24 protein-coding genes are annotated in these 20,581 nt (G+C 59.4%); 14 read left to right on the top strand and 10 right to left on the bottom strand.

What is annotated here, in order from left to right; genetic code table 11:
• On the top strand, positions 1–302 hold a 302-nt coding region (locus ACR0DS_RS14150; protein ID WP_480616767.1), incomplete at its 5' end, for an EF-Tu C-terminal domain-related protein.
• A gap of 247 nt (positions 303–549) precedes the next feature.
• Here the strand turns inward: ACR0DS_RS14150 and rpe are convergent.
• Positions 550–1,239, bottom strand: a complete 690-nt coding sequence (rpe, locus tag ACR0DS_RS14145; protein WP_209505288.1) for a ribulose-phosphate 3-epimerase — start codon at positions 1,237–1,239, stop codon at positions 550–552.
• A gap of 163 nt (positions 1,240–1,402) precedes the next feature.
• Here rpe and phnC point away from each other — a divergent pair, with 163 nt between their 5' ends.
• The 4 genes from phnC to phnE (ACR0DS_RS14125) all read left to right on the top strand — a co-directional run bounded on the left by phnC (position 1,403) and on the right by phnE (ACR0DS_RS14125) (position 5,505).
• Positions 1,403–2,224: a phosphonate ABC transporter ATP-binding protein gene (phnC, locus tag ACR0DS_RS14140; RefSeq protein WP_267365713.1), complete on the top strand. Its 822-nt coding sequence runs from the start codon at positions 1,403–1,405 to the stop codon at positions 2,222–2,224.
• A 67-nt stretch (positions 2,225–2,291) separates the two neighbouring features.
• Positions 2,292–3,194, top strand: coding sequence for a phosphonate ABC transporter substrate-binding protein (phnD, locus tag ACR0DS_RS14135; RefSeq protein WP_480538665.1), 903 nt, complete (start codon positions 2,292–2,294; stop codon positions 3,192–3,194).
• Positions 3,195–3,259: 65 nt separating this feature from the next.
• On the top strand, positions 3,260–4,141 hold the full coding sequence (phnE, locus tag ACR0DS_RS14130) for a phosphonate ABC transporter, permease protein PhnE (RefSeq protein ID WP_480559835.1): 882 nt from the start codon (positions 3,260–3,262) through the stop codon (positions 4,139–4,141).
• Entirely contained in the window at positions 4,138–5,505 is a 1,368-nt protein-coding gene (gene phnE / locus ACR0DS_RS14125) for a phosphonate ABC transporter, permease protein PhnE (RefSeq protein ID WP_480559833.1), read from the top strand. Before phnE (ACR0DS_RS14130) ends, phnE (ACR0DS_RS14125) begins: the two co-directional genes overlap by 4 nt.
• A 200-nt stretch (positions 5,506–5,705) precedes the next feature.
• Here the strand turns inward: phnE (ACR0DS_RS14125) and phnF are convergent, their stop codons facing one another.
• Entirely contained in the window at positions 5,706–6,416 is a 711-nt protein-coding gene (gene phnF, locus ACR0DS_RS14120) for a phosphonate metabolism transcriptional regulator PhnF (RefSeq protein ID WP_209505298.1), read from the bottom strand.
• 103 nt (positions 6,417–6,519) lie between these two features.
• On the opposite strand from phnF, the gene phnG reads away from it, so the two are divergent.
• From phnG to phnN, 8 genes are read left to right on the top strand one after another with little or no spacing between them, the layout of a single operon-like run.
• Positions 6,520–6,978, top strand: coding sequence for a phosphonate C-P lyase system protein PhnG (gene phnG, locus ACR0DS_RS14115; RefSeq protein ID WP_480484066.1), 459 nt, complete (start codon positions 6,520–6,522; stop codon positions 6,976–6,978).
• Entirely contained in the window at positions 6,978–7,553 is a 576-nt protein-coding gene (phnH, locus tag ACR0DS_RS14110; protein WP_480559831.1) for a phosphonate C-P lyase system protein PhnH, read from the top strand. The genes phnG and phnH overlap by 1 nt, the downstream gene beginning before the upstream one ends.
• 3 nt (positions 7,554–7,556) lie before the next feature.
• Positions 7,557–8,648: a carbon-phosphorus lyase complex subunit gene (locus ACR0DS_RS14105; protein WP_480538658.1), complete on the top strand. Its 1,092-nt coding sequence runs from the start codon at positions 7,557–7,559 to the stop codon at positions 8,646–8,648.
• Positions 8,645–9,241, top strand: a complete 597-nt coding sequence (locus ACR0DS_RS14100) for an HAD family hydrolase (RefSeq protein ID WP_480484063.1) — start codon at positions 8,645–8,647, stop codon at positions 9,239–9,241. The genes ACR0DS_RS14105 and ACR0DS_RS14100 overlap by 4 nt, the downstream gene beginning before the upstream one ends.
• Entirely contained in the window at positions 9,238–10,098 is an 861-nt protein-coding gene (locus ACR0DS_RS14095) for an alpha-D-ribose 1-methylphosphonate 5-phosphate C-P-lyase PhnJ (RefSeq protein WP_480546268.1), read from the top strand. Before ACR0DS_RS14100 ends, ACR0DS_RS14095 begins: the two co-directional genes overlap by 4 nt.
• Positions 10,095–10,865: a phosphonate C-P lyase system protein PhnK gene (gene phnK, locus ACR0DS_RS14090; RefSeq protein WP_480559829.1), complete on the top strand. Its 771-nt coding sequence runs from the start codon at positions 10,095–10,097 to the stop codon at positions 10,863–10,865. Before ACR0DS_RS14095 ends, phnK begins: the two co-directional genes overlap by 4 nt.
• Before the next feature lie 22 nt (positions 10,866–10,887).
• Entirely contained in the window at positions 10,888–11,571 is a 684-nt protein-coding gene (gene phnL, locus ACR0DS_RS14085) for a phosphonate C-P lyase system protein PhnL (protein WP_480559827.1), read from the top strand.
• Entirely contained in the window at positions 11,568–12,116 is a 549-nt protein-coding gene (gene phnN, locus ACR0DS_RS14080) for a phosphonate metabolism protein/1,5-bisphosphokinase (PRPP-forming) PhnN (protein WP_480559825.1), read from the top strand. Before phnL ends, phnN begins: the two co-directional genes overlap by 4 nt.
• On the opposite strand, the gene ACR0DS_RS14075 is transcribed toward phnN, so the two are convergent.
• A complete protein-coding gene (locus ACR0DS_RS14075) occupies positions 12,098–12,781 on the bottom strand; it encodes a DUF1045 domain-containing protein (protein WP_480559823.1) in 684 nt (227 codons plus the stop codon). The genes phnN and ACR0DS_RS14075 overlap by 19 nt on opposite strands.
• A 52-nt stretch (positions 12,782–12,833) precedes the next feature.
• On the opposite strand from ACR0DS_RS14075, the gene ACR0DS_RS14070 reads away from it, so the two are divergent.
• Positions 12,834–13,976: an alpha-D-ribose 1-methylphosphonate 5-triphosphate diphosphatase gene (locus ACR0DS_RS14070; RefSeq protein ID WP_480559821.1), complete on the top strand. Its 1,143-nt coding sequence runs from the start codon at positions 12,834–12,836 to the stop codon at positions 13,974–13,976.
• Here ACR0DS_RS14070 and ACR0DS_RS14065 read toward each other — a convergent pair whose 3' ends face one another.
• Genes ACR0DS_RS14065 through ACR0DS_RS14035 form a run of 7 tightly spaced genes read right to left on the bottom strand, consistent with a single transcriptional unit; the run spans position 13,977 to position 20,470 of the window.
• A complete protein-coding gene (locus ACR0DS_RS14065) occupies positions 13,977–14,453 on the bottom strand; it encodes a class I SAM-dependent methyltransferase (protein ID WP_480559819.1) in 477 nt (158 codons plus the stop codon). It lies immediately after the preceding gene.
• Positions 14,454–14,463: 10 nt separating this feature from the next.
• On the bottom strand, positions 14,464–15,219 hold the full coding sequence (locus ACR0DS_RS14060; RefSeq protein ID WP_480559817.1) for a polysaccharide deacetylase family protein: 756 nt from the start codon (positions 15,217–15,219) through the stop codon (positions 14,464–14,466).
• The gene (locus ACR0DS_RS14055; protein WP_480559815.1) at positions 15,216–16,358 is read right to left on the bottom strand and encodes a glycosyltransferase family protein; all 1,143 of its coding nucleotides are present in this window, start codon (positions 16,356–16,358) and stop codon (positions 15,216–15,218) included. The genes ACR0DS_RS14060 and ACR0DS_RS14055 overlap by 4 nt, the downstream gene beginning before the upstream one ends.
• Positions 16,355–16,939, bottom strand: coding sequence for a histidine phosphatase family protein (locus ACR0DS_RS14050; RefSeq protein WP_480559813.1), 585 nt, complete (start codon positions 16,937–16,939; stop codon positions 16,355–16,357). The genes ACR0DS_RS14055 and ACR0DS_RS14050 overlap by 4 nt, the downstream gene beginning before the upstream one ends.
• Entirely contained in the window at positions 16,936–18,012 is a 1,077-nt protein-coding gene (locus ACR0DS_RS14045; protein ID WP_480559811.1) for a glycosyltransferase family 4 protein, read from the bottom strand. The genes ACR0DS_RS14050 and ACR0DS_RS14045 overlap by 4 nt, the downstream gene beginning before the upstream one ends.
• The gene (locus tag ACR0DS_RS14040; protein ID WP_480559809.1) at positions 18,012–19,259 is read right to left on the bottom strand and encodes a glycosyltransferase family 4 protein; all 1,248 of its coding nucleotides are present in this window, start codon (positions 19,257–19,259) and stop codon (positions 18,012–18,014) included. The genes ACR0DS_RS14045 and ACR0DS_RS14040 overlap by 1 nt, the downstream gene beginning before the upstream one ends.
• A complete protein-coding gene (locus ACR0DS_RS14035; protein ID WP_480559807.1) occupies positions 19,256–20,470 on the bottom strand; it encodes a glycosyltransferase family protein in 1,215 nt (404 codons plus the stop codon). Before ACR0DS_RS14035 ends, ACR0DS_RS14040 begins: the two co-directional genes overlap by 4 nt.
• Positions 20,471–20,581 lie beyond the last annotated feature (111 nt).

The raw sequence follows: 20,581 nt of genomic DNA, 5'->3' as shown, positions 1-20,581 counted from the left end.
AGCCGGGTTCGGTGACACCGCACACCAAGTTCGAAGCCGAAGCCTATATCCTGACCAAGGAAGAAGGCGGCCGTCACACCCCGTTCTTCGCGAACTACCGTCCGCAGTTCTACTTCCGGACCACTGACGTGACCGGCACCGTGACCCTGGCGGAAGGCACCGAGATGGTCATGCCCGGCGACAACGTGTCGTTCGGCGTTGAGCTGATTGCACCGATCGCGATGGAAAACGGCCTGCGCTTTGCGATCCGCGAAGGCGGCCGCACCGTCGGCGCCGGCGTCGTGTCGAAAATCATCGAGTAATCGGTAGGCCGGGCTTCAGCCCGGCACATCGGTGAACAAACAAAGGCCGCTCCATAAGGGGCGGCCTTTTTTAGGCTTTTCTATCGAAGACCGTCGACCTACCCGTAGGCCGGGCTTCAGCCCGGCGCGTCTATGACCCTAATGAAGGCCACGACCAGAACGTCAAGGCAGGGCGCATCCCGACCGACGAATTCAAAGAAGTCTAGCTTTGCGTGAAAAGTAAAATACTCTGTCGAGAGCGGGCGGCTCAGCCCAACCCGCCTTCAGCTGCGGCCCGTACGGCCCGAATATTCTCACCGTAAACCTCGGGCTGATCAACTGATCCGCCTTTGAACACGGCAGACCCGGCCACCAGCACATCAGCCCCCGCTGCGGCAACAAGGGGTGCTGTCTGGGGATCAACTCCGCCGTCGATCTCGATATGCACCGGGCGGTCACCGATCATCTGGCGCAATTTGCGGATCTTGCCGGTCATGTCGATGAACTTCTGGCCGCCAAAGCCGGGGTTCACGGTCATGACGCAGACCAGATCGGTGAGGTCCAGAAGATGCTCGACCGCTTCAGCCGGGGTGCCCGGGTTCAGGGCGACGCCTGCCTTCATGCCTGCGGCGCGGATCGCTTGCAGCGTGCGGTGGGTGTGGGCCCCCGCCTCGACATGCGCGGTCAAAATGTCTGCACCTGCATCAGCGTAGGCCTGGATGTATGGATCGACCGGCGTGATCATCAGGTGCACGTCCATGACCGTCTTTACATGCGGGCGGAAGGCTTTGACGGCTGGCGGGCCAAAGGTCAGGTTCGGGACGAAATGGCCGTCCATTACGTCAACATGGACCCAATCCGCGCCCTGCGCCTCGATGGCCTGAATTTCCTGCCCGAAATTGGCAAAGTCGGCGGACAGAATGGACGGCGCGATCTTGATGGTGCGGTCAAAGCTCATATTGGCCTCGTATCAGCTGAAGAGTCGCGGATGCGTATACCCGTGAGGCGGAGCGATGGATACCCCCCGCGCGTGTCGGGTCGTTACAAAACTTTCACTACGCTGACACATATCCGTTGAACGGCATCTGTAGCAGTCCGCCAACATGAATTGGGGGTGGCACGTGCTGCGTATCAAGAAACTGACCAAACGCTTTGGTGACAATGTTGCCGTGAATGCCGCGACGCTGGATGTGGACAAGCCATGCATGATCGGGATCATCGGACGGTCGGGCGCGGGTAAGTCCACCCTGCTGCGGATGATTAACCGCCTGACGGATGCCAGCGAAGGCGAAATCCTGTTTGAAGGCCGGGACATCACCCAACTGAAAGGCCGTGACAAACGCGCCTGGCAGGCTGATTGCGCGATGATTTTCCAACAGTTCAACCTGGTGCCGCGCATGGATGTGGTTTCGAACGTGCTGCATGGCACGCTCAACCGTCATTCCACGCTGGCCGCTATGTTCAACCTGTTCCCAATGGATGAAATTCACCGTGCCATCGACATTCTGGACCGGTTGGGAATTGCGGAGCACGCTCCGAAACGGGCCGAGGCCTTGTCGGGCGGCCAGCAACAGCGCGTGGCGATTGCGCGGGCGCTGATGCAGGACCCGAGGATTATTCTGGCAGATGAACCAATTGCCTCACTGGACCCGATGAATGCACAGGTTGTGATGCAGGCGCTGCGCCGCATCCACGAAGAAGATGGCCGTACCGTTATCGCCAACCTGCACACACTGGACACTGCACGTCGCTATTGCGACCGCGTGGTTGGGATGCGCGACGGGCGCATCGTGTTCGATGGGCTGCCCGAGCAACTGACCACTGGCGTCGCCCGCGAGATCTATGGTGCCGATGCCAGCTTTTCGGAAGAAGCGACATCAACGGAAATCGAAACGCTCGACGCCACGCGAAAGGCGCTGATGGAAGCAGAAGCAACCATTTGAGCCGTCCCAACCCCTTTCATCGCCCGGCCCGATGAGAGGCCGGGGTTATCAAACTGGAGAGAGACAGATGAAAAAACTGATTGCTGCCTTGGTCGCAACCACAACACTGGCCGCACCGGTCATGGCTGAAGAAATCAGCGAGTTTCGTATCGGCATTCTGGGTGGCGAGAACGCTCAGGACCGGATGAGCAAAAACGAGTGTCTGCGCGAATACACCGAAGAACTTTTGGGCGTTCCGACCAAATTGTTTGCCCCTGCCGACTATAACGGAGTGATACAGGGGCTGCTGGGCGGCACGATTGATGTCGCCTGGCTGGGTGCGTCGGGCTATGCCAAAACCTATCTGAGCGACCCCGAAGCGGTTGAGCCGGTACTGGTCAAGGTGAACACCGATGGCGGTTACGGCTATTACTCGGTTGGTTTTGCACGCAAGGACAGCGGCATCACCTCGCTTGAGGACATGAAGGGCAAGGTTTTTGGCTTTGGTGACCCGAATTCGACCTCGGGTTATCTGATCCCGTCGATCGAGATTCCCCAGGCCACCGGAGCAACCATGGAATCGGGTGACTATTTTGCTGAGGTGAAATTCACCGGCGGTCACGAGCAGACCATCGTTGCGGTGAACAACGGTGACGTTGATGGCGGTGTGACCTGGGCTGATGGTCTCGGCGAGTGGGAAGACGGCTATCAGTCGGGCGCGCTGCGCCGCGCTGTGGATGCTGGTCTGGTCGACATGAACGATCTGGTCGAGATCTGGAAATCGGCACCGATCCCGGAAGGCCCGGTTGTACTGCGCAAGGCTCTGCCCGAGGATGTCAAAGTTCAGGTTACCGAATTGTGGAACACGCTGGATGAAAAAGACCGCGAATGCTTCTATGGTGTGGCTGCGGGTGAAGCCAAGAGCTTTGATCCTATCACGCATGAGGCCTACGAGGTCATCATCGAAGCGCGCAAGCTGAAGTCCAACTAAAACTGAATATCCAATGATCGGGGTCTGGTGATGTACCGGACCCCGTTTTTCTTCAGGAGCATTCCATGACAGACCTTACCGCAGGGTCCTTATCCGTCGATCAGATCCGCAACGACTATACAGCGATGACACGACGCAAGCGGGTCTATGGCGGCATCCTCCTGATCCTGTTCCTGTCGTTGATGGCGGCAGGGTTTCGCACAGCTGACAACCGGAATGCCGGCAGCTTTGTCGATGGTTGGCACCGTATTCTTGATTACCCCACAGAGGTTCTGTCCGAGGCGTGGGAAAAGATTGCTGAAATGCCAGCCAATTTGGTCTCGTTCTTCCCGGCTCTGGTCGAGACAATCAACATCGCGGCGGCGGCGACGCTTGTTGGCACAATTGTCGGGACGTTTCTCGCCCTGATGTCGACACGCGGCATGGCGCTGTGGCCGTCATTTATCCCGCTGTTTCGCCGAATATCAGACATCTGCCGCGCCATTCCCGAGATCGTGATTGCGTTGGTTCTGATCTTCATTCTGGGCGGTGGCCCGGTTCCCGCGATGATCGCTATTGCGATTCACACAGCTGGCGCATTGGGCAAACTGTTTTCCGAAGTGAACGAGAATGCCTCGCTGAAACCGGTGGAAGGGCTGCATTCTGTCGGTGCCAACTGGTCACAGCGGATGTATCTGGGGGTGATCCCGCAGGTCGGGCCGAACTATGTCAGCTATGCGCTGCTGCGGTTCGAGATCAATATCCGTGCCTCGGCCATTCTTGGATTTGTCGGGGCGGGCGGTCTGGGTTACGAGCTGCGCAATGCCATGTCCTGGGGGCAAGGGCGTTATGACGAAGCCGCGGCCATCTTCATTCTTCTGTTCGTTACAATCGTGGTCGTCGACCAGCTGTCTGGCTACCTTCGCGACCGTCTGACCCACGGCTCGGAAAAAGGAGCTTTGGCATGAGCACTTTCGCAACCAATTTGACTGTTGATGACCTCAAAGCCGAAGCAGATCGCTTGTTCAACCGCAAAAGGTTGATGAATTTCGGGTTGCCTGCTCTGGTTTTCGTCTATCTGGTCTATGTCTTCTTTGCTTTTGACGTGTCGGGCCTTGTGGGGCGCGCAAACTGGGCAAATGGCAAGACGCTGGTGGCAGACAGCTATAGCTACAAAACGCATGTCGCGCGGGATAATCGCACCGGTGAAGTGTCTGTCGCCATCGAGGGTGAGCGCAAGGGCGCTTACCCTGAGGGTCAGGCGCCGGAGTGGGTGGCACTGGGCGAGACGACCGTGATCGACCTTGAAAAGGGCCATGTGGTGCGTTTCGGTGCGCAGACGGTGGAATATGACATTCCCGGCTATGGCACCATTCGCGCGACGCCCACGCGTTCGGCCGGTGTACAGGCCGAGTTGCCGGAGGGCGAGGTTCCGGAGTGGATCAATGTCTCTAAAAACCGGCTGTCTGTGACCACGGACGCAGGTCGTTTGACTGTCACCCGCAACCGGTCCGAGGTGTTCCGCTATTTCACGGGGTGGGAATTGTTCTGGTTCACGCTGGACAGTCCTTATTTCGGCAAGTCCTTCCCGGAACTGGCCGGACGCGCGACATCGGGCGAGGCGAGTGCGATCTTTAGTGATTTCTGGACCAACAAGATGTGGCGCCATCAGGATGTGGCCTGGGCCATCTTCGAGACGATGCTGATGGCATTTCTGGGCACGTTTGGCGCGGCGATTGTGGCCCTGCCATTGGCCTTCCTTGCGACGCGCAATTTCAACCGGATGACATCCATCCGCTTTGCGACACGACGTGTATTCGATTTTGTGCGCGGCGTAGACGCGTTGATCTGGACTGTGGTTCTGGCCCGCGCCTTTGGCCCCGGCCCGTTGACCGGTGCGCTTGCCATTCTGGTGACAGACACCGGGACATTCGGCAAGATATTCTCGGAAGCGTTGGAAAACGTGGATCAGAAGCAGATCGAAGGTGTGCAGTCCACGGGTGCGAACGCCCCGCAACGGTATCGGTTCGGCGTTATCCCTCAGGTCACGCCTGTTTTGCTGAGCCAGCTTTTGTACTTTCTCGAATCCAACACCCGCAGTGCGACGGTGATCGGTGCAATCACGGGGGGCGGTATTGGCTTGCTGCTGACGCAGGCAATCATCACGCAGAAAGACTGGGAAGAGGTCGCCTACTACATCATCCTGATCATTCTGATGGTGATGTTGATGGATTGGTTTTCGGGCTGGCTGCGCAGTCGTCTGATCCAGGGCGAGTCGGGTAAAAAGCGCAGACTGCGCACGCCCGACCCCAAACCGTTCCTGTTGCCCTGAACCGGGTTAGGAGTGGCAAGAAAACGGCACGGTTCAGTGCGGCGCAACCGTTTGAAAAAGCGTCACAGAGCTTTTGCACGACCGTTCATCCGATTGCCGGGACAACGCTGGCCCAAAGGCAGTTTATCCGGATTTCGCGCCACGCCCAACGGGATGAGACCCCCGGCAGGAGGTCGACGTCAGGCGGGAGAGGTTGTGGTTTACTCTTCGTTTAGCGTCAGCGTGACACGCTCACCAGCAAAGACGGTTCGACCATATTCGACGGGTGCGCCGTCCGGGTCCACGTTGACACCGATCGAAAACAGCACCGGGGCACCTTCGGACAGTTGCAGGTGAAGGGCTTGCGTTGCTGTCGCACCGCGCGCGGTCAATCGGGTCGAGATGCGGGTGTAGTCCGCGATACCGCTGCGTTGCAGGGCTTTTGTTACTGACTGGGTCTCGGTCAGCGCCTGCAACAGGTTTGGAAAGCGTTCTGCCGGGAAGACGCTTTGAAAAACGGCTATGGGCTGCCCATCCGCCAGCGATAACCCGTCATAGACATGCACCGGGTCCCCTTTGCACAGACCCAATGCTTCGGCTTCGGCTTCATCTGCCGCGCGTGTGGTCAGGGCCAGAATTTTCTTTCCCGGTATCTTGCCGCTGGCCGAGACATTCTTGTGATATCGAACCCTTTTGCCAATCGGATAGTCGGTTGGCCGCGCCGCCACAAAAACGCCCGCACCGCGCCGGGCATGAACCAGACCTTGTTCCGACATGTCAGCCAACGCGCGCCGCACCGTGTGGCGGTTGACACCGTATTTGGCGGCCAGCTGAGCTTCGGTCGGCAGGCGGTCACTGGTTTGATACCGCCCTTCGGCAATGTCCGAGGTCAGGCGCAGGGCGATGCTTTTCCAGATCGGCGTTTTGCTCATGTCACCAAATCTTCACACAGTTGGAGATTGCGTGTTGCGCACACGCGGGTTAATATTTGTCTAGTTGTATAGTTTAGATAGACAACCCGGCCAAGAGGCTTTGATGACAGATCAGACAGAATTCGCGATCGGGGCGCGCAGGGATTGGATGGGTTTGCTGGCCCGTGCACCTGACGACACCCTGATGACCTTGTGGGACGGGATTGAGACCCGCCCGAGCTTTGACTGGCTGCGCCGCCCCGAGGTCGGGAGCGTGATGGTGCGTGGTCGCACCGGCGGCACCGGAGCACCGTTCAATCTGGGCGAAATGACGGTCACGCGCTGTTCTGTGGTGTTGCAGGATGGAACGGTTGGTCACGGTTATGTTCAGGGTAGATCGAAACCCAAGGCCGAAGCCGCAGCATTGATTGATGCGATGATGCAGACCGGGGCAGCGGATGAGGTGCAGGCGCGGCTGCTCGACCCGCTTCAGCAGCAAATGCAGGCGGTCAAAAGCACTCGCGCGGCCAAGGCAGCGGCCACCAAGGTTGAGTTTTTCACGCTTGTTCGGGGGGAAGATTGATGGCCGCGCAAACACAGTTTTCCGGGGGCTTTGAAAACGCACCTGTCGATGCTGCACATGCGTTCCGCGCTGCGATGACCGTCATGGCATGCCCGGGCGACATACGTGTGCTATCGGGCGGCGAACCTCCAGCGCCCCTGTCCGTGGCGGCCGGTACACTGCTGCTGACGCTGTGCGACCCCGAGACCAGGGTTCACCTGGCCGGAGGCACCGATACCGCCGCAATCCGCAATTGGCTGACATTCCACACGGGCGCCCCGCTCGTATCCGCAGCAAAGGCTGATTTTGCCGTTGGCACGTGGGAGGCATTGGGACCGCTTAACGCCTATCGCATCGGAACGCCGGAATACCCGGATCGTTCGGCTACCCTGATTGTGGAATGCGACCGGCTAGAGCAGAGCGGTGCCATTCTGAGCGGCCCCGGCATCAAAAAGACCGCGCGCCTGTCTCTGCCGGGTATCCCGGCGCTTCAGGGGAATGCGATGCTCTATCCTCTGGGGTGCGATTTCTTTTTTACCTGCGGCAACAGGGTTGCGGCCCTGCCACGCAGCACGCAGATCACGTCGGAGGCGTAAGCGATGTATGTTGCTGTCAAAGGGGGTGAAAAAGCCATCGAGAACGCCCACGCCTGGCTGGCCGAAGAACGCCGGGGCGCGACCGATGTGGCAGAACTGAGCCTTGCACAGATCCGCGAACAGCTAAGCCTTGCAGTGAACCGGGTCATGGCGGAAGGCTCGCTATATGACCCCGACCTGGCTGCGCTGGCGATAAAGCAGGCGCGGGGCGATCTGATTGAGGCGATCTTTCTGATCCGCGCCTATCGCACCACGCTGCCGCGTTTTGGCCATTCCAATCCGGTCGAAACAGGTGAGATGGCCTGCGACCGTCGGATTTCGGCCACGTTCAAAGATGCACCCGGTGGGCAGGTTCTGGGGCCGACGTTCGACTATACCCATCGTTTGCTGGATTTCAAACTGGCCGCGGATGGTGATGTCCCGAAAGTTCCGGAAGGTTCAGCGCGGCAAGAACCGACGCCGCATATCACTGAATTCCTGAAAGACGAGGGCCTCATTCAGGACGAGCCGACAAGTGATGACAACCCCGGCGACCTGACGCGCGAACCGATGGAATTCCCCGCCAATCGCCCGTTGCGCCTGCAATCGCTGACACGCGGGGATGAGGGTTTCGTGCTGGGCATGGCTTATTCCACCCAGCGCGGTTACGCACGCAACCACGCGTTTGTGGGTGAATTGCGGATCGGCAAGGTTGCTGTTGAAATGGACATCCCCGAGTTGGGTTTTGCCATAGATATCGGCGAGGTCGAACTGACCGAGTGTGAGACGGTGAACCAGTTCAAGGGTTCAAAAACCGAGCCGCCTCAGTTCACGCGCGGTTATGGTCTGGTCTTTGGTCAATCCGAACGAAAAGCCATCGCGATGGCCTTGGTTGATCGCGCGCTGCGGTGGAAGGAACTGGGCGAAGACAATCTGGGCGCGCCTGCGCAGGATGAAGAATTTGTTCTGAGCCACGCGGACAACATTCAGGCGACCGGTTTTCTCGAACACATCAAGCTGCCGCATTACGTGGATTTTCAGTCCGAGCTTGAACTGGTCCGCAAACTGCGCCGCGAGGCTGACGCGCGGATCACGTCAAAGGAGGCTGCGGAATGAAAGCTGTCGTTTTTGATATCGGCAACGTTTTGATCCAGTGGGATCCGCATTTGGCATGGCTGGATGAGATGGGTAGCCGCGAGGCGGTGGCAGAGTTTCTCACTCGTATCGATTTCCCCGAACGTAATCTGCGGGCCGATGGCGGTGAGGATTTCGCTGATCTGGCTGCTGAACTGGAAGATGCTGACGACCAGCGACGTCTGAGTTCTTATGTTGAGCGCTATGCCATGACCGTCCCACACAAGATCGAGGGAACTTGGCGATTGCTCCATCGTTTGAAAGAACAGGGCACCCCGGTTCATGCGATCACCAACTGGTCAGCGGAAACATGGCCCGTTGGTGTTGGTGTGCATCCTGAGCTGGGCGAGGTCTTTGGCGTGACCGTAGTGTCAGGTCAGGAAAAGCTTTTGAAACCGCAGCCCGAGATTTTCCGTCGGATGTGCGACCGGGCCGATCTTTCCCCTCAGAACTGTATCTTTGTCGATGATAGCCCAAGAAACGTGGATGGAGCCCGCGCCGTTGGCATGGACGCCATACATTTTACCAGCCCTCAGGCCTTTGAAGTAGCCTTAACTGCGCGGGGACTGCTATGAGCGCGTACAACTTTGCATATTTGGACGAACAAACCAAACGGATGATCCGCAGGGCCATCCTGAAGGGCCTGGCTATTCCAGGGTATCAGGTGCCCTTTGCCAGCCGTGAAATGCCGATGCCTTATGGCTGGGGCACCGGAGGGGTGCAGGTCTCGGCCGCGACGCTGACGCCTGAGGATACGCTCAAGGTCATCGATCAGGGTGCGGATGACACGACCAACGCAGTGTCGATCCGCAAGTTCTTTGAAAAGACCGCAGGTGTGGAGACGACCGAGGAAACCGAGAAGGCGACGGTGATCCAGACCCGCCACCGCATCCCCGAGGCGAAGCTGCGCGAAGATCAGATTATCGTTTATCAGGTGCCGATTCCGGAACCTCTGCGCTTCCTCGAGCCGCGTGAGACCGAGACACGCAAGATGCACAGCCTTGAAGAATATGGGCTGATGCATGTGAAGCTATATGAGGATATCAGCCAGCACGGGGCGATCTCGACCGCTTACGCCTATCCGGTGAAAGTGTCTGGCCGCTATGTGATGGACCCGTCCCCGATCCCGAAATTCGACAACCCGAAGCTTGAAATGGATGCAATCCAGCTGTTCGGTGCCGGGCGCGAGCAGCGCATCTACGCAGTGCCGCCACATACCAGGGTCGTGAGCCTCGATTTCGAGGATTACCCGTTCGAGGCCACCAAGGCCGATCATCCCTGTGACCTGTGCGGGGCCGAGGACAGCTATCTGGATGAAGTCATTTTGGATGATGCGGGCAACCGAATGTTTGTCTGTTCGGACACTGATTATTGCCGGTCGCGCCGCGCGGCCGGCCATGTGGGCCGCTTGGCCGAGGAGAACGCAGCATGACCCCCCTGTTGCAGGTCAACGGCATCGAAAAGCTCTATGGTGCGCGGATCGGATGCACGGATGTAACTTTTGATCTCTACCCCAGTGAGGTGATGGGAATTGTCGGCGAAAGTGGCTCGGGCAAGTCGACCCTGCTGAATTGTTTGGCGGGTCATCTGGTGCCCGATGCGGGGCAGGTGATCTTTGACACGCGCGCGAACGGACCGGTGGATACGGTGACCATGTCGGAGCCCGAACGCCGGATGTTGAGCCGTACCGACTGGGCCTTTGTGCATCAGCATGCACGTGACGGGCTGCGGATGTCAGTTAGTGCCGGAGGCAATATTGGTGAACGGCTGATGGCCGTGGGCGAGCGCCACTATGGTGACATCCGAGACAAGGCCATTGACTGGCTGGGCCGGGTCGAGATCGAGGCGGCGCGCGTTGATGACCGGCCCACCGCGTTTTCGGGCGGGATGCAGCAACGTTTGCAGATCGCCCGTAATCTGGTGACTGGCCCGCGACTGGTGTTCATGGACGAACCGACCGGGGGGCTGGATGTCTCGGTTCAGGCGCGATTACTGGACCTCTTGCGCGGCTTGGTGCGTGAAATGGGGCTGAGCGCGATCATCGTGACCCATGATCTTGCTGTGGTGCGCCTGTTGGCCGACCGGTTGATGGTGATGAAGGATGGTCATGTGGTTGAGGCCGGGCTGACCGATCAGGTGCTGGATGATCCCCAACACGCCTATACGCAACTGCTAGTGTCCAGCGTTCTGCAGGTTTGAGTATTTGGGAAAAGGTGAAGCAATGATTGAACTGATCAATGTGAGCAAAAGCTTTACCCTGCACAATCAGGGCGGTGCTGTTATCCCGGTGATGGAAGGCGCGTCGTTGAGGGTTGAACCGGGTGAGTGCGTTGCTTTGACCGGGGCGTCTGGTGCGGGCAAGTCCACGCTGATGCGCGTGATTTATGGCAACTACCTGGCGGCCTCTGGTCAGGTGCTGGTTGGAGGTCTGGACGTGGCAAAAGCCGAGCCGCGCCAGATCTTGACCCTCCGCCGGGAAACGCTGGGCTATGTCAGTCAATTCCTGCGGGTCGTGCCGCGTGTGCCGACGCTGGACGTTGTGGCAGAGCCTTTGCTGGCCGTGGGTTGCGACAGAATTGAGGCGCTGGAGAAATCAGCCGGGTTGCTGAAGCGGCTGAACATTCCTGAGCGCTTGTGGACCCTGAGCCCTACAACCTTTTCGGGTGGCGAACAGCAGCGGGTGAACATTGCACGTGGCTTTGCCCATGACTACCCGGCGATGTTGTTGGACGAACCGACGGCAAGTCTGGATGCGCAGAACCGCGAAACCGTGTTGTCGCTGATTGAAGAGGCAAAAGGGCGTGGCGCGGCGATTGTCGGGATATTCCACGACCTTGATGCACGTGAGAGTGTCTGTGACCGCGAAGTCAATGTCGCTGACTTCACACCGGAACTGGCGGCATGACACTTGCCCCTGTCATAGCGATTGTTGGCCCTTCGGGCGTTGGCAAGGACAGTGTCATGGAAGCGTTGGAGGCACAGGCACCTGGCGTCCGGCGCGTGCGGAGGGTGATCACCCGCCCCGCAGGCGAACAAGGCGAGGATTTTGACCGGGTTTCGGTTGCAGAGTTCCAGCAGATGGAACAGGCAGGCGCTTTTGCGCTGAGCTGGCCTGCGCATGGTCTGTTCTATGGTATCCCGGACGAGATTTTGCGACAGCGTCAGGGGGCGAATGCGGTTCTGGTCAATCTTTCCCGCAGCGTTCTTTTGCAGGCGCAGAAGGTGTTTGGAGATCTGATCGTGATCTCTCTGACAGCAGATGCCGGGATTTTGGCGAGGCGCCTGTCCGCGCGGGGACGGGAAAGCGCAGAAGAGCAGGCGCGGCGGTTGTGTCGCGCCAACGCGGAGTTGCCGGATGGTCTGAACCGGGTCATCGAAGTCGACAATTCCGGCACGCTGGAAGACACGGTCGCCGAAATCCTGCGCCGTCTTCAACCGGAAAGCGCGTAGCGATGGATCAGGTGAAACCTCCCATCTTCCGTCTCGCCCACCAGGGCAAGATCAGTGATCTGGAAGGGCTGTGGCAGCAAAGGGCTCAGATGGGTTTGCAGTGCTTCTTGGGTTGCCCTGAGGGTTGGTTTGTCCAGTTTGCCGCTGAGCGTGATGTGAAATCGAAACGCGTCCAGCACGTAGGGATAGCCCCATTGGATCAGATTGTCGTCCTGTTCGGGGGTCAGCCCGGCGGTGCGGCGGCGCGTCAGTTCGGCCTGAGTGGCAGGTGCGCGAAACCGATCGAGGTCGCGAACACAGGCCGCGGCCAGCGCATTCAGCGCCTGCGTTTCACCCAGCGGGCACAGGGCCAGAAACCGGCCAAGGCGGGCAATTTCCAGACCATCGAGTGTGACAGGCTGCCGAGTTGCAGCCAGCGCAATGCACGCCTGATGCAATGCGTCAAAGGTCAGGCCATCGCGCAACCGGAACGGCGGTTTCAGGGTCGCGTGCAGCCCGTATTTGCGCGGCACCTCAGTGACGGAGGCAATGTCGATGCCACCCATGATCGGATGCGCGACCTGCATTCCTTTTGCCATGTCCCAGCCCAGCCAACTGGTCGCAAATTTCGTCCAGGCCGCCCCGGCGGGTGGCGCAAAATAGATCGCGTATCGCGTGAATGTCACATTGGCCTCCTATTAAGTGGCCTTCCAATACCTCAGATTGCGTGAAGTTCAGATGACAGAAGACTTGATCCTTGCCAATGCCACGCTTGTGTTGCCGAATGAAACCGTGACCGGTTGTGTTCGAATTGCGGGTGACACTATCATCGAAATCGACACCGGGCGTGCAGTTCCCGCTGGTGCGATAGATTGCGAAGGCGACTATGTCAGCCCGGGTCTTGTCGAGTTGCACACGGATAATCTTGAACGCCATATTCAGCCGCGCCCCAACGTGCATTGGCCCCATGCTGCCGCCATTTTGGCCCACGACGCGGAACTGGCCAGCGTGGGGATCACAAGTGTGTTCGATGCGATGCGGGTTGGTTCGATCCCTTCCGGCGCCGGACGGTACAGAAAATATGCCCGCGGCCTGTCGCGGGAGTTGTGGGATCTGCGCGAGCAGGATGCGCTTAAGATCAGCCATTTCCTGCATTTGCGGGCAGAGGTCTGTTCTGAGACACTGATCGAGGAACTGGACGAGTTTGGACCCGAGGACAGGGTTGGTCTTGTGTCCATCATGGATCACACCCCCGGCCAGCGTCAGTTTCGCGACATGGGCAAGTTGCAATCCTATCTGAAGGGCAAATATGCCATGGACGATGATACGTTCTTTCAGCATGTAGCCCAGCTGAAAGGCCTTCGGGATCGCAACGGTGATGTGCACGAGGTCGAAACCGTCAAAGCCGCGCGCCGATTTGGAGCCGTTCTTGCCAGTCATGACGATACGACCGAAGATCAGGTGAAGGTCTCGGCGGGTCACGGCATTCGGCTGGCTGAGTTCCCCACAACGGTTGAGGCCGCAAGAGCGTGCCATGATCGCGGCATCAAGGTCATGATGGGTGCGCCAAACGTTGTTCGCGGAGGCTCTCATTCCGGGAATGTTGCAGCCCGAGAATTGGCCGAGCTTGGGCATCTGGACGTAATGTCCTCGGATTACGTGCCGTCGGCCTTGTTATTGTCTGCGGTCATGCTGGGTGAAATGTGGGGCGATATGGCGCGTGGGATGAAGACCGTCACATTGGCCCCGGCGCAGGCCGCCGGGCTTGGGGATCGTGGCGAGTTGCGCGCCAATGCCCGCGCCGATGTTATCCGTTTCCGGATGCGCGCAGGTGTGCCAGCCCTCACCTCGGTTTGGGCGCGCGGTCGCCGTGTAGCGTAATCAGGCCGTATAGAACAGGTAACGGTCCGGTGCGATCGTCTCGGGCCCTTTGATCTGGTTGAAGCCGACAAGGGGCTGGCCGGAAATCAACAACCCACCGGGCTGCATGACTTGCGCGATCAACGGGCTGAGGCGTGCGGCTTCGGCCACATCTTCGTGTTTGATGCCGCGTCCGAAATCATAATGCGCCAATGCGAACCTGTGCCCCTCGGCCATCAGCCTCTGCAGCATGGGTTCAGCTTCGCCTTGCAGGAAATCTTCGGCCGGTGGCGTGCTGTCAGGATGGCATTGCAGCACACGATCCATCACCCAGATCCGGCGGTTCGGCAGGATCTCTCGCAGGTGGTCATAGGTGCGACCATTGCCTAGCCCCATATCCAGCACGTCGCCAGTTTGGTCACTGATCTGTTCGGCTGCCCAGTTCAGCCCGTCGCGCTGAGCCGTCAATCGGCGCAGCATGGAATCCAGTCGGCTCATGACGATGTCCTCATTCTTTCTTTGGTGCGACCCAGGGTGTGGCAGGACCGTCCAGCAGATGTTTCAGCAGCGCCTCGGTAAAGGCCCAGATGTCCTGATCATGGACCAGGTGATGGGTCAATACTCCAAAAGGCTCGGCGTTGTCTGCGCGGCCTTCGCGCCTGTCCCGCAGGAGGTTGACTGTCTGCGCGATCAGGCGGTCCGGAGAGATCAGACTGCGTGAACCCCGCCAGTCAATCGGGTCAAGATGTGTGTTGACCTGCTCAAGCCCCGCAGCCGCCATTTCCGTTCTGCGGGGCGTTGCCGTGGAAAGAATGCGGTATCCCAGTGACGGAAGGTGTTCGATGACTTCTGGTGCAATGCGGTTCCACGGAGGGACAAACATCGGCCGCAGGGCGTTGCCGAACAAGGCGTCAAGGCATGACAATCCTGCCGCAGCATCCGCAACAACCTCGTCCAGCGGACGGTTGAGACGAAACTCGGCTTTCTTCTCACTGGCAGGCGCATGGTTCTTGTGGGACCACCCGTGGACCACAGGGATGAGAGTTTCGCCGCGCGCAACATAGTCAGCCAGCGCAGGGGTTGCCGCATGGGGAATGACGGCCAGATGTACCGGCAGGCCCAACTGTGCGGCCAGACCGGACAGGCGATCCAACCGCGATGTCGGAGCGATCGCGTCATCGTCTCGCCACCACAGCGGAAGCGACAGGCCCGCTGCACGCCAATGGGTCAGCTCGACCTCAAGTGGGTGCCAGTCCGGGTTCATTTACGCCGCTCCAGCAGGTGCTTGGCGATCTCCACCGTTTGGGCCGCGCCATCAAATCCAAAATCCTGCTGTGCGCGGGGTCCATCTGAAATGACACGCTCTACGGCCTGCGCCAATGCTTGCCCGCTCAGGGTTCGGCTGAGAAGCACCTCGATGGCTGGCAAACTCGACAGGCTTTGCCCACGCAGCCCCTGTTCAACCTCTTTGCCATCATCGAACGGGACAAAAACAGCGGGTGTTTCGCTTTGCAGAATATCCATGGCGGTGTTGTAGCCGCACATGCTGACCGATGCAGCCGCATGGGGCAGCATCTGGCGAAAATCCGGGCGCACGGGTTCCAGAATTGCCGAGGTTCCATCAGCCATTTGGGACAGCTCGTCTATTCTCGCCTTGGCATCCGTCCCGCCGACCAGCAGGCGCCAGCACCTGTTGGGCATCTGGCGGGCGGCCTCGATGGCCGCGCGAAAGATCGGTTGGCCCACAGAACCACCGCCTGCACTGACAAGGATTTCGCCCTGTCCAACGGCCTCGGGATGCGGTTGGGGCAGTTCTGGCGCTACAAAGCCGGTATAATGCAACCGTTCCGCCAATCGGTCCGACACCGGCCAACTGACCGAAAGCGGTGTGACACTTTCTGTCGAGTGAACAAGAATGCCGTCATAACAGCGGGTGACGATATCTTCTGTACGCTGGGCCTTGGCAGGTTTGGAAGGTGGGGCCAAAATATCGCGGATCGATCCCAGGATGACCGGAGGCTGAGGCAGGGCCCGTGCCGCATTCAGGGCCGCGTCGAATTCCGCTGCCAGAGACCGGCGACCAAAGGGGTAAAGCTCGGTTATCAGAATTTGCGGCTGAAAGCTGTTTACCGCCTGCACGATGGCTGTCACACGTGCGCGCCGATAATCCGCGTCAGCCTCGGCACCGCTTTCAGTCAGAAACCGGGTGAAATTGGTTCCATCTGATCTGAGCGGTGGCAAACCGAACAGGGTTAGCCCGCTGCTGTCCAGTTGAGGCGCAGGCATCCCGCCTGAGACGACCATGACTTGGTGGCCGTTATCCCGGAACGCCCGGCCCAACGTCAGGGCCCGGCTCAGATGCCCTGTTCCCAAAAGGTGCGTGACAACGATCATTACCTTCATGGCATCGGCCCATGTTTGATCAGGCGAACGGGGTCCGGGTCTGCGGTCATTGTGTCCATATCAACGATATACAGCCGATTGCGCTTGATCTTGAAGGGGGCGGGACCATCAAAATCCCAACCCCACGCCTGGGCGAGAATGACCCGCATGATGCCAATATGGCAGACCGCGACTGTATCCTGTCGCAGTCCGGACACCCAGGGGCGCAGCCTGGTCCAAACCTCGGCAGGGCTTTCACCGTGAGGCGGGCGAAATTCCCAGCTCCAGTCTTCGATATGGCGATACCCGCTGGTTTCATCGGCGATCAGGTCGACACCTCGAAGCCCCTCCCAGTCGCCCCAATTCATTTCAATCAGCGCGTCCGAGGTTTTCGTTGCGCGCCCAGACACGATCCGCGCCGTTTCACTGGCGCGCAGCAACGGGCTGGACCAGATATCAGCGGCGGCCCATGGGTCAGGCAAGCGATACCCGGCCAGTTCAGACCGCGCGTCGTCATCCAATGGAATATCACTGCGCCCCTGAATGCGCCCTGCGCGGTTCCAGTGGGTATGCCCGTGGCGAAGCAGTGCAAGACGGGTCATGATACATCCTTCAACAAGGGCCGTAGATGCGCCCACAATCGCTCGGTCGCCTGAGGCATAAGATGGCGCCGTGCCACATAGCTGCGCGCATTCGCCCCAAGCGCACGGCGCTGCGCGGTATCCTCCAGCAGGTTTTGCATGTGATCAGCAAGCCCTTTGGCCCCAGCATCAACCGATGGGTAAACCGCAGGTGCCAGCACATCCCGAACTCCGGGGCGGTCCTGTGCGATCACGGGCAGGCCTGTCGCCTGCGCCTCGAGATAGACCATCCCATAGGCTTCGTTCACGCCCGGCCAGACAAGCAGGGATGCGTGTTGGTAGATTTTCTGCAAGGCCGCCCGGTCGAGCTGGCCCAGAAAGTGCACCCGGCTTCCGAACGGCACCATCAACGCTTCAACATCCGGCCGCGCCGGACCGTCCCCCGCGATGTTCAGGTTCCAGTCACATGTCAGGTGCGAAAGGGCTTCGGCCAAAATCCGGTAGGACGCCAGCTTGTCCCCATGCCGCATCATTCCGACAGTCAGCATGGGGCCGTCCCCGGTCGTTGCCACAGGCAACACGGCTTCAGGCAGAAATGGCGGCAATTCAACCAGTGCCTGCTTGCCAAAACGGTCCCGTTCCAACGTAATCAGGTCATTGGCTGTGTGGTAGAAAATGATATCCGCTGCATCACACGCCTGATGCGCCGCTTGGGCAAAATCGGCCCACGGCCCGTTCAGCCTGCTTGATGCGCGCGTGCTTTCCAGTTGCACATATGGGATGCCGCGCGCCTGGCAGACCTTGGGGCCCAGCAAGTCGGGTGCTTTGTAGTAATTGTGATAAGTCACCCACAGATCTGTATCAAAGGGCAATTCGGCGCTCAGCCGCTGCGCTTCAATCTCAGCCGCGCGAACAAGGGTTCGCTGTAGGTCCCGGTCCCCGTTCTTGTCGTAGACGCGCAGGTCCGAAGCCAGTTCGACCTTATTCCCCTGCGCCGCCAAGGCCAGCATCAGGTTTCGCGCCATTTCGCGGTCGCCCGAGGGTTTCTGGCTGTCGGGGGATTTCATTGGCGCATAAAACGCAACCCGCGCCATTACGCGTCTTCCATGCTCAGGGTTTTCAGCCGTGCCGACAGCCGTGCAATACCAGGGTCCATTCGAAAATCTGCAATCAGACGGTCAAAGGCTGCACGCGCCATAGTTGCTGCCGTTTCCGGATCAGCGGCCAGTGCTGAAATGGCCGAAGCCAATGCAGCCGGGTCGTCATCAGACAACACGCCATGCGTTCCGGATTGGATGAACTCCGGTATGGCCGAAACCGGTGTCGACAGGATCGGCAATAGCTGCGATGCGGCCTCCATCAACACGTTTGGCAATCCGTCACGATCCCCATCCGCAGCAATCCGGCTGGGCAAGACAAACAGGTCGGCCCTGCGCATGGCATCGATCACCTCTGGCTGATCGCACGCTCCCCTCCAGGTGATGCGGTCCGTGATACCAGCAGCGCGCGCCTGCGCCCGTAGCGTGTCCCCAAGACCCCCGCCGCCAATGTGGGTCCAATGCCAGTTCAGGTTTTCCGGCAGCAGTGTGAAGGCCGCAATAAGACGGTCAAAGCCCTTCTTTTCAACCAGTCGTCCAACGGAAATCATGTGAAACGGATCGCCAGCGGCGCGTATCCTGCGTTTTGGCGGTTCGGGGAAGCGCGACAGGTCCAGACCGTGATAGATAAGCTCCACGCGGTTGGGGTCATCAGCTAGGCTGCGCAGGTGTTCCGCGCCGATTGCCGTGCAGGTGGCCCCGAAAGCGGCCCCATACGTTGCGGCCTGCAGCTTTTCACGCTTTTCCCAATCCGGTGAGGTCCAGATATCCTTGGCATGGGCAGAAAAGCTCCATGGCAGACCGCGCATGATGGCCGCATATCGGGCGACCGACGAGGGGGTGTGCATGAAATGGGCATAGAGCCCCTGCGTCTGGGCGGGTAACTCGGCGGCCAGAACACATGCTTGCCCGAACCGGCGGATGCGGTTCGGCGTCGGGTCGCGGCGCAGGTCGTGCCGCCAGATCTTGTAGGCTTCGGCATAGCCGGGCAGGGCTTGGGCGGCAGCGCGGGCCGCCCACACCCGCTGTGGCTCTTCATGCAGGTATTCTGGCAGATAGCGAACCTGCCCCGAGAAGCGGTCGTGCAAAGGGTGACGTTTGGTGTCGGTTGGATGGCGCAGGGACCAGATGTCAAATCGGTGCCCGGCTTCCTGCAAGGCAACAAGTTCCTGCGCGATAAATGTTTCGGACAGTCGCGGCCAGCCTTTGACCACAACCGCCAGATTGGGAGAGGCCGAGTTCATCCAGTGGCTCGTTTCTGTTCCCGTGTCAGCAGGCTGTCAATGCGGTCGGTGACATAGTCCAAACCATCCAGCAATCCGCTTTGGATGGCCTGCGACGGCACTGATTGGTGCGGCAGGTTGCGGATGGCACGGATCATTGCGTCAGGTGTCAGGCTGTCGCGTTGTTCGTCCAGCATCTTGACCAGCCCCAGCTCTTCTGCGCGTGAGGCCCGTATCCACTGTTCCAGACGGGGTGTGGTGCGTGGAACGATGACGGCCCGTTTGTCAAAGGACAGGACCTCGCAAAACGTGTTGTAGCCGCCCATGCAGACCACGCCTTCGGCCCCGGCAAACAACGTTTCGATCTGCGATTCAAATCCAACCGCGGTTACACGACCATTCAATGCGGCAACCCGTGCTTCGAATTCATTCCTCAATTCACCCGACAGGAATGGGCCATAGACCAGCACGGCACGCGGCGACAGGTCTGGGTCTTTCTCGTAGGCGGACAAGACGAGGTTGACCAACGCCTTGCCATCGCCCCCGCCGCCGGGTGTGATCAGGATATAGGGTTGCTGAGGCGGTTCCCCGACCGGGCCGAGATCTCGGCGCAGATATCCCGTCCAGTGAATGCGGGATCGCGCTGACGCGCTTAGCGGCAAGCCTTTCGTCGGGTCATAGATCGACTGTGATCCATAAACCCAAATCTCATGATAGAACCGCTCGGTCGCTTCGATGGCTTCTTTGCGCGCCCACTCGGCAGCCAGTACTTCGGGTTCGTCCAGCACATCACGCAGACCCAGAACCAGTTTCGTTCCGCAATGGCGTTCAAGGTATTTCAGTGTCGGCACCAGCTCACCCCGGAACCCTGTCGGTTCCTTGTCGACGACCAACACGTCGGGGTCGAATTGCTGAACCGCAGTCTGGATCAATCCCGCGCGCAATTCGGTTACTTCGTCGATACCCATTCCGATTGTACGCGCGGCATACGATCCGTCCGCGCGCTTGGTCACGCCGGGCAGGCGCACATGGTCAACGCGGCGGGGAAAGGTAAAACGGCCTGCCACGGGCGAACCCGTCAGGATCAGCGCCGAGGCGCTTGGGTCCGCCTGCGTGATTGCCGCAGCCAAGGCGCGGGACCGGCGCAAATGCCCCAGACCGAACGTGTCGTGGCTGTAAAACAGGATACGCGGCGCGCGGTCCGGTTTAGAATTGGTTGTGCCAAGGCTCATAGTGTTGCCCGTCTTCTTGATCCCAGAGCGAAATCCGCGCGTTCGCAAGCGTTACTGTATATTTCAATCCCACGCTTGCCAAAGGCGGATTTGCGCACTTGCAAATGTTTC

Source organism: Ruegeria sp. AF5 (assembly GCF_056541905.1).
The sequence above is the reverse complement of the archived record's forward strand: the minus strand, read 5'-3'. Positions and strand labels throughout refer to the sequence as shown.

Bases quoted from the DNA above. Each gene is read 5' to 3' on its own strand.
- ACR0DS_RS14070 (WP_480559821.1), top strand. From the start codon at position 12,834: ATGACAGAAGACTTGATCCTTGCCAATGCCACGCTTGTGTTGCCGAAT.
- ACR0DS_RS14040 (WP_480559809.1), bottom strand. From the start codon at position 19,259: ATGAACTCGGCCTCTCCCAATCTGGCGGTTGTGGTCAAAGGCTGGCCG.
- ACR0DS_RS14035 (WP_480559807.1), bottom strand. From the start codon at position 20,470: ATGAGCCTTGGCACAACCAATTCTAAACCGGACCGCGCGCCGCGTATC.
- phnN (WP_480559825.1), top strand. From the start codon at position 11,568: ATGACACTTGCCCCTGTCATAGCGATTGTTGGCCCTTCGGGCGTTGGC.
- phnF (WP_209505298.1), bottom strand. From the start codon at position 6,416: ATGAGCAAAACGCCGATCTGGAAAAGCATCGCCCTGCGCCTGACCTCG.
- ACR0DS_RS14095 (WP_480546268.1), top strand. From the start codon at position 9,238: ATGAGCGCGTACAACTTTGCATATTTGGACGAACAAACCAAACGGATG.
- phnK (WP_480559829.1), top strand. From the start codon at position 10,095: ATGACCCCCCTGTTGCAGGTCAACGGCATCGAAAAGCTCTATGGTGCG.
- ACR0DS_RS14060 (WP_480559817.1), bottom strand. From the start codon at position 15,219: ATGAACCCGGACTGGCACCCACTTGAGGTCGAGCTGACCCATTGGCGT.
- ACR0DS_RS14050 (WP_480559813.1), bottom strand. From the start codon at position 16,939: ATGACCCGTCTTGCACTGCTTCGCCACGGGCATACCCACTGGAACCGC.
- phnD (WP_480538665.1), top strand. From the start codon at position 2,292: ATGAAAAAACTGATTGCTGCCTTGGTCGCAACCACAACACTGGCCGCA.
- phnE (WP_480559835.1), top strand. From the start codon at position 3,260: ATGACAGACCTTACCGCAGGGTCCTTATCCGTCGATCAGATCCGCAAC.
- ACR0DS_RS14055 (WP_480559815.1), bottom strand. From the start codon at position 16,358: ATGAAGGTAATGATCGTTGTCACGCACCTTTTGGGAACAGGGCATCTG.
- rpe (WP_209505288.1), bottom strand. From the start codon at position 1,239: ATGAGCTTTGACCGCACCATCAAGATCGCGCCGTCCATTCTGTCCGCC.
- phnG (WP_480484066.1), top strand. From the start codon at position 6,520: ATGACAGATCAGACAGAATTCGCGATCGGGGCGCGCAGGGATTGGATG.
- ACR0DS_RS14045 (WP_480559811.1), bottom strand. From the start codon at position 18,012: ATGGCGCGGGTTGCGTTTTATGCGCCAATGAAATCCCCCGACAGCCAG.
- ACR0DS_RS14105 (WP_480538658.1), top strand. From the start codon at position 7,557: ATGTATGTTGCTGTCAAAGGGGGTGAAAAAGCCATCGAGAACGCCCAC.
- phnH (WP_480559831.1), top strand. From the start codon at position 6,978: ATGGCCGCGCAAACACAGTTTTCCGGGGGCTTTGAAAACGCACCTGTC.
- phnE (WP_480559833.1), top strand. From the start codon at position 4,138: ATGAGCACTTTCGCAACCAATTTGACTGTTGATGACCTCAAAGCCGAA.
- ACR0DS_RS14100 (WP_480484063.1), top strand. From the start codon at position 8,645: ATGAAAGCTGTCGTTTTTGATATCGGCAACGTTTTGATCCAGTGGGAT.
- ACR0DS_RS14065 (WP_480559819.1), bottom strand. From the start codon at position 14,453: ATGAGCCGACTGGATTCCATGCTGCGCCGATTGACGGCTCAGCGCGAC.
- phnL (WP_480559827.1), top strand. From the start codon at position 10,888: ATGATTGAACTGATCAATGTGAGCAAAAGCTTTACCCTGCACAATCAG.